The sequence below is a fragment of the Kitasatospora gansuensis genome, assembly GCF_014203705.1.
Lineage (GTDB): Bacteria > Actinomycetota > Actinomycetes > Streptomycetales > Streptomycetaceae > Kitasatospora > Kitasatospora gansuensis.
In genome coordinates, this window is the sequence record NZ_JACHJR010000001.1 from 632908 (window position 1) to 647011 (window position 14104).

General features: G+C 73.0%; 16 protein-coding genes. 13 read left to right on the plus strand and 3 right to left on the minus strand.

Annotated features, from left to right (window positions below; translation table 11 throughout):
• The first annotated feature begins 1 nt into the window (after window position 1).
• The 6 genes from F4556_RS02955 to F4556_RS02980 are packed head-to-tail and all read left to right on the plus strand — an operon-like array spanning window position 2 to window position 5530.
• Window positions 2–1411 (plus strand): NAD(P)/FAD-dependent oxidoreductase, encoded by a 1410-nt coding sequence (locus tag F4556_RS02955; protein ID WP_184911396.1) that lies wholly within the window; start codon window positions 2–4, stop codon window positions 1409–1411.
• Window positions 1408–2565 (plus strand): hypothetical protein, encoded by a 1158-nt coding sequence (locus F4556_RS02960; protein WP_184911397.1) that lies wholly within the window; start codon window positions 1408–1410, stop codon window positions 2563–2565. The genes F4556_RS02955 and F4556_RS02960 overlap by 4 nt, the downstream gene beginning before the upstream one ends.
• Window positions 2562–3284, plus strand: a complete 723-nt coding sequence (locus tag F4556_RS02965) for a DUF6182 family protein (RefSeq protein ID WP_184911398.1) — start codon at window positions 2562–2564, stop codon at window positions 3282–3284. The genes F4556_RS02960 and F4556_RS02965 overlap by 4 nt, the downstream gene beginning before the upstream one ends.
• Complete coding sequence (locus F4556_RS02970) at window positions 3277–3921, plus strand: LysR substrate-binding domain-containing protein (protein ID WP_184911399.1); 645 nt, start codon at window positions 3277–3279, stop codon at window positions 3919–3921. The genes F4556_RS02965 and F4556_RS02970 overlap by 8 nt, the downstream gene beginning before the upstream one ends.
• Complete coding sequence (locus F4556_RS02975) at window positions 3918–4688, plus strand: alpha/beta fold hydrolase (protein WP_184911400.1); 771 nt, start codon at window positions 3918–3920, stop codon at window positions 4686–4688. The genes F4556_RS02970 and F4556_RS02975 overlap by 4 nt, the downstream gene beginning before the upstream one ends.
• A complete protein-coding gene (locus F4556_RS02980; protein ID WP_184911401.1) occupies window positions 4682–5530 on the plus strand; it encodes a class I SAM-dependent methyltransferase in 849 nt (282 codons plus the stop codon). The genes F4556_RS02975 and F4556_RS02980 overlap by 7 nt, the downstream gene beginning before the upstream one ends.
• A gap of 114 nt (window positions 5531–5644) precedes the next feature.
• Here F4556_RS02980 and F4556_RS02985 read toward each other — a convergent pair whose 3' ends face one another.
• A complete protein-coding gene (locus tag F4556_RS02985; RefSeq protein WP_376775775.1) occupies window positions 5645–6787 on the minus strand; it encodes a winged helix DNA-binding domain-containing protein in 1143 nt (380 codons plus the stop codon).
• 133 nt (window positions 6788–6920) lie between these two features.
• Entirely contained in the window at window positions 6921–7376 is a 456-nt protein-coding gene (locus tag F4556_RS02990; RefSeq protein ID WP_184911402.1) for an Lrp/AsnC family transcriptional regulator, read from the minus strand.
• Window positions 7377–7470: 94 nt separating this feature from the next.
• Here F4556_RS02990 and F4556_RS02995 point away from each other — a divergent pair, with 94 nt between their 5' ends.
• Both F4556_RS02995 and F4556_RS03000 read left to right on the plus strand, forming a co-directional pair.
• Window positions 7471–8337 carry an LLM class flavin-dependent oxidoreductase gene (locus tag F4556_RS02995; protein ID WP_184911403.1) on the plus strand — a complete coding sequence of 289 codons (867 nt, stop codon included), beginning with the start codon at window positions 7471–7473 and terminating at the stop codon, window positions 8335–8337.
• Complete coding sequence (locus tag F4556_RS03000; RefSeq protein WP_184911404.1) at window positions 8334–8762, plus strand: nucleoside deaminase; 429 nt, start codon at window positions 8334–8336, stop codon at window positions 8760–8762. Before F4556_RS02995 ends, F4556_RS03000 begins: the two co-directional genes overlap by 4 nt.
• 3 nt (window positions 8763–8765) lie before the next feature.
• Here F4556_RS03000 and nadE read toward each other — a convergent pair whose 3' ends face one another.
• Window positions 8766–9596: an NAD(+) synthase gene (nadE, locus tag F4556_RS03005; protein ID WP_184911405.1), complete on the minus strand. Its 831-nt coding sequence runs from the start codon at window positions 9594–9596 to the stop codon at window positions 8766–8768.
• 195 nt (window positions 9597–9791) lie between these two features.
• Here nadE and F4556_RS03010 point away from each other — a divergent pair, with 195 nt between their 5' ends.
• From F4556_RS03010 to F4556_RS03030, 5 genes are all read left to right on the plus strand, one after another.
• Window positions 9792–10175 carry a GatB/YqeY domain-containing protein gene (locus tag F4556_RS03010; protein ID WP_184911406.1) on the plus strand — a complete coding sequence of 128 codons (384 nt, stop codon included), beginning with the start codon at window positions 9792–9794 and terminating at the stop codon, window positions 10173–10175.
• 90 nt (window positions 10176–10265) lie between these two features.
• Window positions 10266–11648: a DUF2079 domain-containing protein gene (locus tag F4556_RS03015; protein ID WP_184911407.1), complete on the plus strand. Its 1383-nt coding sequence runs from the start codon at window positions 10266–10268 to the stop codon at window positions 11646–11648.
• 80 nt (window positions 11649–11728) lie between these two features.
• Window positions 11729–12160: a GntR family transcriptional regulator gene (locus tag F4556_RS03020; protein ID WP_184911408.1), complete on the plus strand. Its 432-nt coding sequence runs from the start codon at window positions 11729–11731 to the stop codon at window positions 12158–12160.
• Window positions 12157–13077, plus strand: coding sequence for an ABC transporter ATP-binding protein (locus F4556_RS03025; RefSeq protein WP_313068124.1), 921 nt, complete (start codon window positions 12157–12159; stop codon window positions 13075–13077). The genes F4556_RS03020 and F4556_RS03025 overlap by 4 nt, the downstream gene beginning before the upstream one ends.
• Complete coding sequence (locus tag F4556_RS03030; protein WP_184911409.1) at window positions 13074–14090, plus strand: ABC-2 membrane transporter-related protein; 1017 nt, start codon at window positions 13074–13076, stop codon at window positions 14088–14090. The genes F4556_RS03025 and F4556_RS03030 overlap by 4 nt, the downstream gene beginning before the upstream one ends.
• Window positions 14091–14104: the final 14 nt, after the last annotated feature.

Sequence of the window (14104 nt, forward strand, 5' to 3'; positions counted from 1 at the left end):
CATGCCGACCGTCGTGATCGCCGGGGCCGGCATCGCGGGCCTGGCCGGCGCGCTGGCCCTGCACGGCACCGGCCACCGGGTCCTGATCCTCGAACGCGGTGACGCGCCGCCCGAGGCGCCGGGGCAGGAACGCCCCACCGTGCCGCAGGCCGTACACTCGCACACCCTCACCTCGCTCGGCCTCCGGGTGCTCCGCGAACGGGCGCCCCGGGTGCTCGACGCGCTGCTCGACGCCGGCGCCCAACTGCTCGACCTGACGGCGGCGTTACCCGCGGCCGCCACCGACTCGGGACCGGAGCCGGGCGACCAGGAGCTGGTCGCGCTGGGCTGTCGCCGCAGCGTCCTGGAACTCGTCCTGTACCGGGCGGTCCGCGCGCTGCCCCGGGTCTCGATCCGGCACCGCAGCACGGTCGAGCGGCTGGAGCTGGACGACCATCGCCGGGTCCGCGCCGTGTTCACCAGCACCGGCGAACGGCTGGCCGCCGACCTGGTGGTGGACGCCACCGGCCGCCGGGCCGCCCACCGGGCCTGGCTGATCGAGGCCCGGATCCCGGCCCCCGACGACCGCACCGCGCCGTCCGGGCTCACCGGCTACACCCGGTTCTACCGCCTGCTCGGCGAGGCACCGGCAGGCCCGCCCAACCGGGGCAACGCGGCGGGCGGCATCTGGGACCACTACGCCGCGGTCCTGCACCCCGCCGACGCCGGGACGTTCTCCGTCGCGCTGGCCACCCTGCCCGGCGACCACGAGCTGGCCGGGCTCCGGACCGAGGCCGGGTTCACCGCGGCCGCCCTGGCCTCGCCCGAACTGGACCGCTGGCTGGCGCCCGGCGTCAGCGCCCCGATCTCCCCCGTCCACGCCATCACCGTCCCGCCCAACTCGCTGCGGTCGGTGGCGCTTTCGAGTCCGGTCGACGGGCTCCACCCGGTCGGTGACGCGGCCTGCCTGACCAACCCGCTGTTCGGCCGGGGCATGTCGCTGGCGCTGGCCCACGCCTTCCGGCTGGCCGATCTGCTCGCCGTCTCCACTGATGCCACCTTGGCGGCCGGTCGACTCACCGAGGAGCTGTACCTCCCCTGGTACGAGCAGTCCGCCGCGGCCGACCAGGCCCGGATCGCCCGCTGGCGGGCCGTCCGGGACGGCGTCGTGCCGCCCGTTCCGCCAGCGCCGTCCGGTACGGGCGTCGGCCTCGCCGAGATCGCGGCGGCCGCCGCCACCGACGGCGTGGTCTGGCGCGGTCTGACCAGAATGCTGATGACGCTGGCCACCCCGGCCGAGGTGCTGGGGGACGAGAAGTTCCTGGCCCGGGTCCGGCAGGTCGCACCGGCCGTTCCTTCGGCTCAGCGGGCGCCGACCCGCGCCGAGCTGGTCCGGCTGGTCGGGGCGGCGGCGACGGGGGCGGGCCGGTGACCGTCGATCTCCTCGCGGCTCCGCCGGCCGCTCCGGCCACCGCGGCCGTCCGCCGACGGGTCCTGCTGGCACCGATCACCATCACGCCGTCCAAGCCGCTGACCCCCAGTCACCTCAAGGGACTGCTCTGGACGGACGTGATGTACCGGGCCACCCGCCCGCTCGCCGACGTGCACTACCGCTACAGCCACACCACCTACCACCCCACCGAACAGACCCTGGGCTTCTGGGAGTTCCTCGACCGCACCCGGGGCGACGCCGACTACCGGAGCCTCACCGAACAGGAGATCGGCGACCACTACGTGGCGTTCCGCGCCGCCGGGCAACGTGCCTCCGCCGGTTCGCTCCGGCCGTACGCCGACGCGGTCGAACAGGGCTGGGTGCATCCCGCCAGCGCCCGGATCCTGGACCTGTGGTCCGAGCAGTACCGGGCGCTCGGCCTGCACGACCCCGGCCTGCGGGCCCACCAGCCGCCGGGCCTCGGCCTGGACGAGATGCTGGCCGGTCTCGAAGCGCGCGGCATGTGCCTGGACCACCGCCGGATCGACGGCCCGGTCCACCTCGACCTGACCCGGCACGGGCTGCCGCTGCGGCAGATCGTCACCCCCGACGGACGGCCCAACTACCTGGCCTGCGCACTGCGCGAACTCGTGCCGCTGGCCGGTGACTTCGACGAGATCGTGCTGCTCTACGACCCCGAGCTCGACCCCGACTACCAACTGCTCGAGCGGGTCCTGACCGCGCTCGGACCGACCGTCCGGCGCGTCCCGGTCGGCCGGGTCCCGATCGACGGCTCGATCCGCTCCGCCCGGCACGGCGGCTGGGGTCACCACCACACCGGTCCGCTGCTCGCCGCCGCGCTGGCCGAGTACGACGAACCCGCCGTCCGGCTCGGGATGCGGCTCTACTTCATCGCCGTCCTCGGGCCCGGGCAGGAGCAGTCCTTCCGCCCCGAGCTGCTCCGCCAGTGCCTGGGCCGGGCCCAACGCCTGCTGGCCACCGGGGAATCCGCCGACCGGGCCGTGCTGGCCGGCCGGCTCGGCCGTCACCGGCGCGACCACACGTACGTCGACCCGTACCGGCTCACCAGCTCGCTGCTCGGCAAGCGCGCCGCCGCGCCCGGCCCGGAGCTGCTCACGGAGGTGTTCCTGTGAGCCCGATCCAGGAGCAACTGCTCGACCAGGCGAGCCGCCGGGTCCGGTCCGCCCGGCCCGACCTGGCCGAACGCTTCGACCTCGGCACCCTGGCCGGCCTGCTGGACGCCCAACAGGCTGTCACTTCATCGGCCGAGGAGACGCTCGTGGTGGCGGTGGTCCACCGCCTCGAACTGGCCGAATGGGCGCGCGCCACCTGCGAGTTCGCCTTCGCCCTCGACCCCGCCGCCGGCGCGCGCTGGCGCCGCTCGTTCACCCGCACCGTCTTCCTCGCGGGCAACCCGGCCAACCTGCGGGAGCGCTTCCGGTTCGCCCACGTGGCCGCGGGCTCCACCGCTGCCTGGACCGCCCCCGGCCCGGGGTCGAGTGCCACCACACTGCGCCGGCTGCTCAAGCTCCTCGACGCCCCGGCCGGGCCACCGGCCCGGCCGGACACCCTGATCCAGCTGCCCGGACCGCCCACCGCCCGCCACCGCGACCTGTACCTGGCCACCGAGGGGTGCACCCTCGCCGAGGCCCTGGTGCACCTCAACCACGTCCTGGTGGAAGCCGTACTGGACGGCCTGCTCTCGCCGGGCGACCGCTTGACACTCCGTCAGGTACCGCGCCTGATCGGCATTTCCACCCCCTTCGCCGCTCTCCGGGTGGTCACCGAACCGCACCACCCCGACCGGCTCAAAGCCGCCGCCGGCCTCACCGAGGAGACTCCCGTTGTCTGAGACGACAACCGCGCCACCGCTCACCCGGACCGTCCGCCTCGGCTACCACGGCTCCGCCGAGGTGGCCCACCGGATCACCGCGCTGGCCGCACTCACCGACGTCGCGGTGGAGTTGAGCCAGTACGACATCGCGGACCCGTTCCGCGGCCTGCGCCAAGGGGAACTCGACGTCGCCATCGTCAAGTTCGGCCTGCGTGAGCCGGATCTGGCGATCAGCCGGGTGCTCGGCTGGGACGCCCGCGCGGTGGTGGTCGGCGCCGAGCACCCGCTCGCCGCTTTTGCCTCCGGCTCCGTCTCGGTGGAGGACGTCGCCGAGTACGAGGCGTTCCACTGCCCGGGCCTGCTGCCCGGCTACGTCTGGGACGAGGTGGTTCCCCCGTACACCCCGGGCGGCCGCCCGATCGTCCGGCGCCACCAGGTCGACGCCATCCCGCAGATGCTGGCGCTGGTCGCCTCCGGCGTCGCCGTCCACCTCTCGCTGGCCTCCCTCGCGGACATCGCGCCGCCCACCATCCGGGTCGTTCCGGTGCACGACCTGCCGCCCGCACCCGTCGCCCTCTGCTGGCACCGTGGCACCGATCTCCCGTTCCACGTCCGGAAGTTCATCACCAGCGCGGAAGCGGAGGCGTCCCGATGAGCACCACCAAACCCCCCGTGGTCCTGCTGCACGCGCTCTCGCTGCACTCCTCGATGTGGGAGCACCACACCGAGGCGCTGCGGGCCAGGGGGCACCAGGTGATCGCCTTCGACCAGCGCGGCTTCGGCTCCGCCCCGCTCGGCACACCGGAGCCCACCCTCGACGTGGTCGCCGACGACCTGGCCCAACTCCTGGACGCCCAGGGCCTGGCGCAGGCCGTACTGGTCGGCTCCTCGATGGGCGCCTATACCGCGATGGCCTTCCTCGCCCGCCACCCCGGCCGCACCGCAGGACTGGCGCTGCTCTCCGCCCGCGCCACCGCCGACAGCCCCGAGGCACTCGCCCAGCGGCTGCAGTTCGCCGCCCTGATCGAGGACGACGCCGCCCGGCCGACCGTCATCGAACGCACCACTCCCCTGCTGGTCGGCCCCGCCGCCCGGGAACAGCAGCCCGACCTGGTGACCCGACTGCTCGCCGACGCCCGCGCCGCCGATCCGCAGGCCCTGGCCTGGGCCCAACGCGCCATCGCCGCACGGCCGGACGCCACCGCCACCCTGCGGGCCACCGACGTGCCCGCCGTGGTGATCGCGGGCGCGGACGACGTACTGGTCGGCCCCGACGAGTCCCGGCACACCGCCGACTCGCTCCCCCAGGGCCACCTGGTCACCGTCCCCGGCGCCGGGCACCTCCAGCCGCTGGAGTCCCCCGCCGCCGTCACGGCTGCCCTGCACGAACTCCTGGACCGGATCGAGGCCGCCGCGTGCTGACCGAGGACCACCAGCGCTGGGGCCACCACTCCTCGACCGGCCTGGGCTTCACCCACCACACCATCGTCGACACCCACTTCCGGGCCTGTCGCGAACCGTACCTCGCCCTGCTCGCCCAAGCCGGCCTGCAACCCGGCTGGCACGTCCTCGACGCGGGCACCGGCACCGGCGACTTCCTGCCCGCGATCGCCCAACTCCTCGGCCCCACCGGGCGGATCACCGCCCTCGACCTGGCCCCCGAGAACGCCTCGCTCGCCGCCTCCCGCTTCCCCTCCTCCCAGCTAGGGCTCCCTCTCGACGTCCGGCAGGGCTCCGTCCTTCAACTCCCCTACCCCGACGACTCCTTCGACGCCGTCTGGTGCTCCAACACCGTCCAGTACCTCGACGACACCGAACTGGCCACCGCCCTGGCCGAGTTCACCCGAGTGGTCCGCCCCGGCGGCCTGATCGCCGTCAAGGACCTCGACGCCCACCTGATCACCGCCCGCCCCAGCGACCCTTACCTCTTCACCGACTTCTTCCGCCTGGCCGGTGCCACCCCCGGCTACGCCCGCCAACTCCTCCGCACCCGCGACCTCTACCGCCACCTCCGCACCGCCGGCCTCACAGCCGTCCACCAACAGGCCGTCCTGATCGAACACCACGCCCCACTCACCCCCGACGCCCACACCTTCTACACCACCGCCTGCACCCAACTCGCCCACCAGGCCAGGGCCCTGGACCTCCCCGAGACCTGGCTCGACTACCTCCGCTCCCCCGAAGACCCCGCCCACCCCCTCAACCACCCCGACGCCTACATCAGCGAGGGCAACGTCCTCGCCACCGGCCGGGTACCCGGCTGAGCTGCACCGTTGAGTCGGGCCGCGTATTCGTCGGTGACGATGCTGCAGGTGCACCAGTCGCACGCCGGGAGCGGGCGGAGACCGTCGCTTAGGGAGGGGGCACCTGGACACGCTCTAAGCGTGGGCGCCGACGGTGATCGTGCCGATGGCGAGAGTGGGCCGGGCCTCGATGACGGTGCCGATGCGCTGGGCCTGTTCATCGAGCTGCTTGTGCTGCCGGGCGGTCAGCTCGCCGAACGGCTCGACAGTGATGGCGACGGTCCTGCCGGTCTTCTTCTGGTGCCAGACTCCCGCCACGACGCCGTCGACCAGGAGCACGGGGTAGTTGCCCGCCTGTCCTCGGGCCAGCGCACGGTCCCATGCCCGGCCGGGAAAGAGCAGTTCCCTGGGCTGCGAACCGACCGCGAAGGCGTCGAAGTGCGGCAACAGCACGACACCCTGAGCCGGGTCGCCGAATTCGGTGTCTCCGTCGGCGACCCAGGCACGGGCACCTTCGAGTGAGACCTCGGTGAGCTCGCTGTTCTCGAACAGGCGGCGCGCCCAGCCCGGAGTGGTGGCCAGCCAGCGGGCGAACTGCTGGGGCGTGGCGGGTCCGTACGCGTGCAGGTAGCGCCCCAGCAGCCAGTCCATCGCGTCCGCGTGCGGTGCGGGAGTGAAGCCGGGCAGCCAGCGGGCGGGGTTGGTGTAGGTGACCTTGCGGCCTCTGTTCGGCCCGAAGCACAGCACCCCCCGATGTGCGGCGATCTCGGTCATCTGCCGCCAACGCGGCCACTTCGTCTGGAAGGCCGGTACGACCGGGTCGACAGCCCAGGAACCGACTCGGTCGCCCAACGCCTCGGTCAACTCGTCGACGGTCAGCTCCGCGTCGGCGAGGATGACCCCGATCGCCGTGACGAGCTCCTCGGTCTGCTCCGCCGTCACCCGCACGTCAGCCGCGAACCGGCTGCCTGCCGTGAGCCCGCCGAGCGCGCCGCACCACCGGGCCAGGTCGGCGGCGGGCAGGAGATGGACCGTGCCGCGGGGGCCGAAGGTCTTGACCAGACTGTGGTCCGACCACAGCGCGTCCAGCACATCCGTGCGCGTCGCGCCGGACAGCCGCAGCCCGATCGACACCTCGGCAGCCGACAAGACCTGCGCGTGCGCGCCGCACATCGCACCTGCGGCGGCGGCCGGACCACCATGCGCCAGCGGCGGCGTCAGCCCATGCCGGCGCAGCCGCCGCCCACACACGTTCCTCCACGTCAGCTCCACGGACAGGTTCCTCCATGCGTCGGTGTTCTCGAAAGAGCCGAAGTAGCCGCCTTGTGGTGTCCTCGGCCAAGCGCGCTCACCAACCACGCTATGCACCATTGCGGACAGCTGGCGTCCTAGATGCTGGCACCTGGACGGGCTAACGCCCCCGGGGCGCCTGCGGGCCACGGAGCGGCAGCATCCGGCTGAGCACGAGGTTGGTGGTCGTGCTGCCGAACTGGGCCAGGGCGTCGACGAGTTCCTCCAGGTGGGACATCGAGGTGGCCGCCACCTTCAGGACGTAGCAGTCGTCGCCGGTGGTGCGCAGGCACTCCAGGATCTCCGGGCGTTCGCCGATCAGGCGGCGCAGCGGTTCGTGCCGGGTTCCGGGGTACTTCAGGCGGATCACGGCGAGCACGGCGTGCCCGGTCCGCTCCAGGTCGACCTCCGCCCGGTAGCCGGTGATCACCTGGGCCGCCTCCAGGCGTCGGACCCGTTCCGTGGTCGCCGAGGCGCTCAGGTTCACCCGGCGGGCCAGCTCGGTGAAGGCGATCCGGCCGTCCTGCTGAACTTCCGTCAGGATCGCCCAGTCCGTCGCGTCAAGACTCTCGGTCATCCGCTCAGATTACCGGTGAATCCACGGGCGAACCGCCGCTGAACAGGCAGGAATCCCTTCTGGCGGCGGACCAGCGCTGGCTAGGCTCGACGGTGTGAAGATCGGCGTGAACGTCCTCAATTTCGGCCCCGGCACCGACCCGGGCGCCCTGCGCAGTTGGGCCCAGACGGTGGAGGGCCTTGGCTTCGACCTGTTGATGGTCTCGGACCACGTGGCCATCACGCCCGACGTCGCCGAGCGCTATCCGGCACCTTTCTACGAACCGTTCACCACCCTCTCCTGGCTGGCCGGCCTGACCACCCGGGTCCGGCTCGGCACGACGGTGCTCATCGCGCCGTACCGGCATCCGCTGCTGACCGCCCGGATGGCGGCCAACCTGGACGAGTTGAGCGGTGGCCGGCTGGTGTTGGGGGTGGGGGTGGGCTGGGCGCGGCAGGAGTTCGCCGCGCTCGGGATCCCGTTCGAGCGGCGTGGCCGGCTGACGGACGATCACCTGCGGGACGTCCGGGCGGCCTGGGCGGACACCGCCTCGTACGGGGACCGCCGGATCCCGGTCTGGGTCGGCGGTAACAGCGACGCGGGGCTGCGCCGGGCCGTACGGCTCGGGGACGCATGGCATCCGCTCCGCTGCACAATGCCGTGGCTGCGCGAAGCGGCCGTCCGACTGGCGGAGTCGGCGGCGGAGCAGCGGCTGCCCGTGCCCGCCCTGGCTCCCCGGATCGCCCTCAGGATCACCCCCGCACCGGTCACCGGGCCGCAACGGCTCGCCGGTGAGGGCACCATCGACCAGATCATGGACGACCTCGACCAGCTGCGGCGGATCGGCGCCGAGACCGTCGTCCTCGACCCGTACCAGGGCGACCCCCGCGAGACCCGACGTCCGCAGACGGCCTGGCAGGCGCTCGCCACGGTGGCCGCCCACCTCGACCCGACGACCCGCACCGGAACGGAGCAGTCATGACCACGCCGGAGGACCACACCCTGCTCCGACGGGCCATCGCCCTCGCGGCCACGGCACGCGAGGGCGGTGACCCGCCGTTCGGGTCACTGCTGGCGGCGCCGGACGGGACGGTGCTGGCGGAGGCGCACAACACCACCCGCACCGACCGCGACATCACCGCGCACCCGGAACTGAAGCTGGCGCGCTGGGCCGCGAGCGAACTGGACCCGGCCACCGCGGCGGAGACCACGATGTACACCAGCTGCCAGCCGTGCGGGATGTGCGAGGCCGTCATCCAACAGGCCGGGCTGCGGCGGGTGGTGTTCGCCCTGTCGAACGATCAGCTCCTGGACATCCGGCCCGGCAGCGGCCGGCTGCCGGTGCCGCAGGACGGCCCCGCGCTGCTCGACGAGGTACGGGCCGTGGTCGAGGGGTACTACAGGTGACGCTCAGGGAGCGATCGGCAGCTGCCGCTTGTGCTCGGTGAGCCGGTAGCGGCGGACGATGATCTCGGCGGCGGCCTCGCCGACCGGCTTGCCCTCCAGGAAGTCGTCGATGTCGTCGTACGTGACGCCGAGCGCGTCCTCGTCGGGCAGGCCCGGGTTCAGGGTCTCCAGGTCGGCGGTCGGGGTCTTCCAGACCAGCTCGGCGGGCGCGCCGAGTGCCTCCCCGAGGGCGCGCACCCGGCGCTTGGTGAGGCCGGTGAGCGGGACCACGTCGGCCGCGCCGTCGCCGAACTTGGTGAAGAAGCCGGAGACCGCCTCGGCGGCGTGGTCGGTGCCCACCACCAGACCGTCGTGCGCGCCCGCCACCGCGTACTGCGCCACCATCCGCTGCCTGGCCTTGATGTTGCCGTGCACGAAGTCCTGGTGGCGCGCGTCGCGGAAGACCGTGCCACCGGCCAGCGCGGCGTCCAGCGCGGCGTCGCCGGCCGCCTTCACGTCGACCGTCAGCACCCGGTCGGGCCGGATGAACTCGAGCGCCAGCTGCGCGTCCTTCTCGTCGGCCTGGATGCCGTACGGCAGCCGCATCGCGAAGAACGTCGCCTCCTGCCCGGCGGCCCGGACCCGCTCGACCGCCAGCTGGCACAGCCGGCCCGCCGTCGTGGAGTCGACGCCGCCGCTGATGCCGAGCACCAGGGAGCGCAGCCCGGTGGAGGTCAACCGCTCGGCGAGGAAGGCCACCCGGCGCTCGATCTCCTGCTGCACGTCGAAGGACGTACCCACCTGGAGATCCCGGGCGATCTCCTGCTGCAGGGAAGTGGACGCCAGGTCGGTCACGGTTGCTCCTAGATCGGGCCCGCGCGGGCGGGGTCGGCACGCACCGCCGGGCCGGGCGGCCCCGGGCGCGTACAGGGACGAAAAGCACTCTAGAGGAAGCCCGCGACGGGCCCGACGACGCCGCCTCACCTGCGCGGCCTCGACTCCCGGGCAAAGTCGGTTGCCCGGTGTCGGCGGCGGCCCTACGGTCGGGGCATGCCGACCGACCCGACGTCCTCTGCCTCCACGGCCCCGCTGCGCGAGCGGCTGCGGGCGGCCCTCCCCGCTGCGATGAAGGCCCGCGACAAGGTGGCGACCAGCGCGCTGCGGTCGGCCCTCGCCGCGATCGAGAACGCCGAGGCGGTCGACGTCCCGGCCGGGGGCGGCGGTTCGGGGTTGGCGATCGAGCGGATCGCCGTGGGCCTGGGCACGGCCGAGGCCGAGCGCCGGGTGCTGACGGAGGCTCGGATCGAGCAGATCGTCCGGGCCGAGATCACCGAACGCGAGGCGGCCGCCGCAGGCTACGACCGCACCGGCCCGGCCGAGCGGGCCGCGCTGCTGCGGGCGGAGATCGCCGTGCTGTCGGCCCAGGTCGGGTAACTCCAAGGCCCCGAGACCTCGAAGGTTTGACGATCACTCACCCCTTCCATCACCCTTTCACTATTCCAATAGTGAAAGGGTACTACTCGGATGCACCCAGCCCGACTCCTCCGCCACCCGACCGCACTGGCCTGGACCCTCGCGGCGGCCTTCGCCGCCGCCTACACCTGCGTCGCCGTCAACCGCCACCGCCGCGGCCTGACCCAGGCCTACGACCTGGGCATCTTCGAGCAGGCGGTCCGCGCGTACGCCCAGGGCAACGCGCCCGTCGTACCGCTCAAGGGGCCCGGCTTCCACCTGCTCGGCGACCACTTCCACCCGCTGCTCGCGGTGCTCGCCCCGGCGTACCGGGTGTTCCCGACCCCCGTCACGCTGCTGGTCGCGCAGGCGTTGCTACTCGCCCTCGCGATCGTCCCGCTGACCCGGTGGGCGTACGAGGTGGGCGGCCCGCGGACCGCACTGGTGGTCGGGTGCGGGGTCGGGGCGTCCTGGGGCATCGTCAACGCAGCTGCCGACGACTTCCACGAAATCGCCTTCGCCGTACCGCTGTTGGCCTTCGCGGCCACCGCCCTCGGTCGGGGCCACCACAGAGCCGCCGCTCTCTGGGCACTGCCGCTGCTGCTGGTCAAGGAGGATCTCGGACTGACCGTCGCCGCCGTCGGCGCACTGCTCGCGCACCGGGCCCGCCGAGCCGGACGCAGCCCAGGAGCGGGGGTCGCGCTGGCCGCCGGCGGGGTGCTCGCCACGCTGCTGACCGTGCTGGTGCTGCTGCCCGCCTTCAACCCGCAGGGCAGCTTCGACTACTGGCACCAGCTCTCGGACGCCGGCCGGGACCGGCCGCTCTGGTCGGCCGCCCTCCATCTCGGCTGGCCTCCGGTCAAGTGGCTGCTGCTCTTCCTGCTCGCGGCCACCGCCGGGTTCCTCGGCCTGCGCTCACCGCTGGTCCTGCTCTGCCTGCCCACCCTCGGGTGGCGGCTCGTCTCCACCAACTCGCACTACTGGGGCGTCAGTTACCACTACAGCGCGGTCCTGATGCCACTGCTGTTCGCCGCCCTGGTGGACGCCCTGCGCCGGGCCGGACCGCTGCGCGCCCGGCGTGCCCTCGCGGTCAGCGCGCTGGTCGCCGTCATCACCCTGCCGCTCTACCCGCTGCACGAGGTCGTGATGCCCGAGGCCTGGAGGACCTCACCTCGACTGGTCGCGACCCGCTCGATGCTGGACCGAATACCGGACGACGCCCGGGTGGCCGCCTCCAACCGGCTGGCGGCGCAGCTGACGGCCCGTACGACGGTGACGCTGGTCTGCCGGGACGACGGACCGGCGCCGGACTGGGTGGCGGTCGACCTGACCGACCCGAGCGTCAAGGCCCCGTGTGCGATCACCGACACCGTCCGGATGCTCGCGACGTACGAAGAGCGGGGCTACCGCCGACTGGTGGAGCGGGACGGCCTGGTCCTGCTGCGCCGCGACTGACCCTCCCCCTGTTCGACTTGACCGCGGCGAAGCGGTCCGCCACTATTCCACTACTTCACTAGTGAAAGGTTGATTAGCGCTTGATCGAGTACCGCATCGAGCGGCGCAGCGGCGTCTCCACTTACCAGCAGATCGTGCAGCAGACCAAACAGGCCCTGCGGCTGGGCCTGTTGCAGCCCGGGGACAAGCTGCCGACCGCCCGCGAGGTGGTCGAGCTCACCGCGATCAATCCCAACACCGTGCTGAAGGCCTACCGCGAGCTGGAACGCGAGGGGCTGGTGGAGCCCCGGCCGGGGCTCGGCACCTTCGTCCGACGTTCGCTCGCCCGGCCGGAGGCGGCTGCCGACGGACCGCTGCGCGCGGGGCTGGTCGGCTGGGTGGACGAGGCCAGGGCCGCCGGACTGGAGCGCGAGGACATCGCCGCGCTGATGGCCTCCGTGCTGGAGCAGCGTTTCGACACCGGGGTGGCCCCGGCCGCAGCACCGAACGAGAACAAGGGGAGGAACGAGTGAACTCGACGGACAGTCAGTCGGCGCAGGGGGGCCTGGCCCTGGAGGCGGTGGGCCTGGGCCTGCAGCACCAGGACGGTTGGGCGTTGCGGAACTGCGCGTTCGAGCTCCCCGTCGGGCGGGTGTGCGGGGTGGTGGGGCCGAACGGGGCGGGCAAGAGCACCCTGCTCGCGCTCGGCGCCCGTCTGCTCACCCCGACCGAGGGCGAACTACGGGTGCTGGGCGAGTCCGGGGACACCCCGGAACTCCGGCCCCGGGTCGGCTTCGTGGCCCAGGACAAGCCGCTCTACCCGAGCTTCACGGTCGCCGAGACCCTGCGACTGGGCCGCGAGCTGAATCCCCGCTGGGACCAGCAGCTCGCCCAACGGATCGTCGATCAGGGCGAATTGAGCGGCAAGGCCCGGATCGGCTCGCTCTCCGGCGGCCAGCGCACCCGGGTCGCCCTGGCGCTGGCGCTCGGCAAGCGGCCCGAACTCCTGCTGCTGGACGAGCCGATGGCCGATCTCGACCCGCTCGCCCGGCACCAGCTGATGGGCACCCTGATGGCGGAGGCGGCCGAGCACGGCACCACCATCGTGCTCTCCTCGCACGTCCTGGCCGAGCTGGACGGGGTGATCGACCACCTGCTGCTGGTCCGGTCCGGCCGGATCATGCTGGCGGGTGAGCTGGACGAGCTGCTGGACGCCCACCTGCTGCTGACCGGCGGCGGCGACCCGGCCCAACTCGCCGGGCACACCGTGGTGGAGAGCCGTTCCACCGGCCGCCGGACCACCGCCCTGGTCCGTACCGGCACCAACACCGACGCCACGGACGCCTGGGAGAGCAGCCGCCCGAGCCTGGAGGACCTGCTGCTCGGCTACCTCCGCTCCCCGTCCCCCGCCGACACCACGACCAGCACGTACAGCGAGGCCGCCGCATGAGCACATCCGTCCTCACCAAGACCGAGCCCGAAGCCGGCCCCGGAGCAGGGCCGAAGCGCACCGCCCCCCGCCCGACCGGCCTGCTCTGGCTGGCCTGGCGGCAGAGCAGGCCGGCCGTCCTCGTCCTGGCGGTCGGGCTGCTGCTCGCGACGGCTGCGCTGCTCGTCACGCATTTCGCCGTCTCCAGCACGGTGGAGACCATGCGCGCGACGAAGTGCTACTCCCCCGGGGCCTGGGACCGGGAGAGCTGCTACGCCCTGGTCCAGAAGGTGGAATGGTCCGCCACCCTGTACCTCGACGTGCTCCAGCCGGCCCTCACCTTCCTGCCGCTGCTGATCGGGATGCTGCTCGGTGCCCCGTTGGTGGCCCAGGAGTTGGAGCGCGGCACGCACCGGCTGGTCTGGGTGCAGTCGGTCACCCCGACCCGCTGGCTGGCCGCCCGGATCGGCGTGCCGATGGTGGCCGTCACCCTGACCACCGGCGCGCTGGCCCTGCTGTCCAGCTGGGTGTGGTGGACGGACATCGTTCACTCGCCGGCGCTGTTCGACCCGCCGTTCCAGGGTTTCACCTACCCGGTGCTGGGGCCGGCACTGCTCACCTGGTCGCTGTTCAGCTTCGCGCTCGGCCTGGCGGTCGGGCTCTGGCGGCGCCGGACCGTTTCCGCCATTCTGCTCACCGGCCTGCTCGGACTGGTCGGCATGGGTGTGATGCGACTGCTCCGGCCCGCCCTGTACCCGGTGCTGAGCGGCTTTCAGCCGTTCGACCGCGTCCACGGCGGCTTCGCCCAGCCGACCAACGCCTGGCTGGTGGAGTCCGGCCCGGTCCTGGCGGACGGCACCCGGCAGGCCACCTTCTGCACCAGGGACTGCGACAGCCTCACGGGCTGGTGGGGCGAGTACCACCCCGCCTCGCACCTGGTGCCGATCCAGCTGATCGAGTCCGGCATCCTGCTGCTGCTCACCGCCGCGCTGGTCACCTGGACGGTCCGCCGGATCGGACGGCCCGACAGCTGACCGAGCGCGGCGGC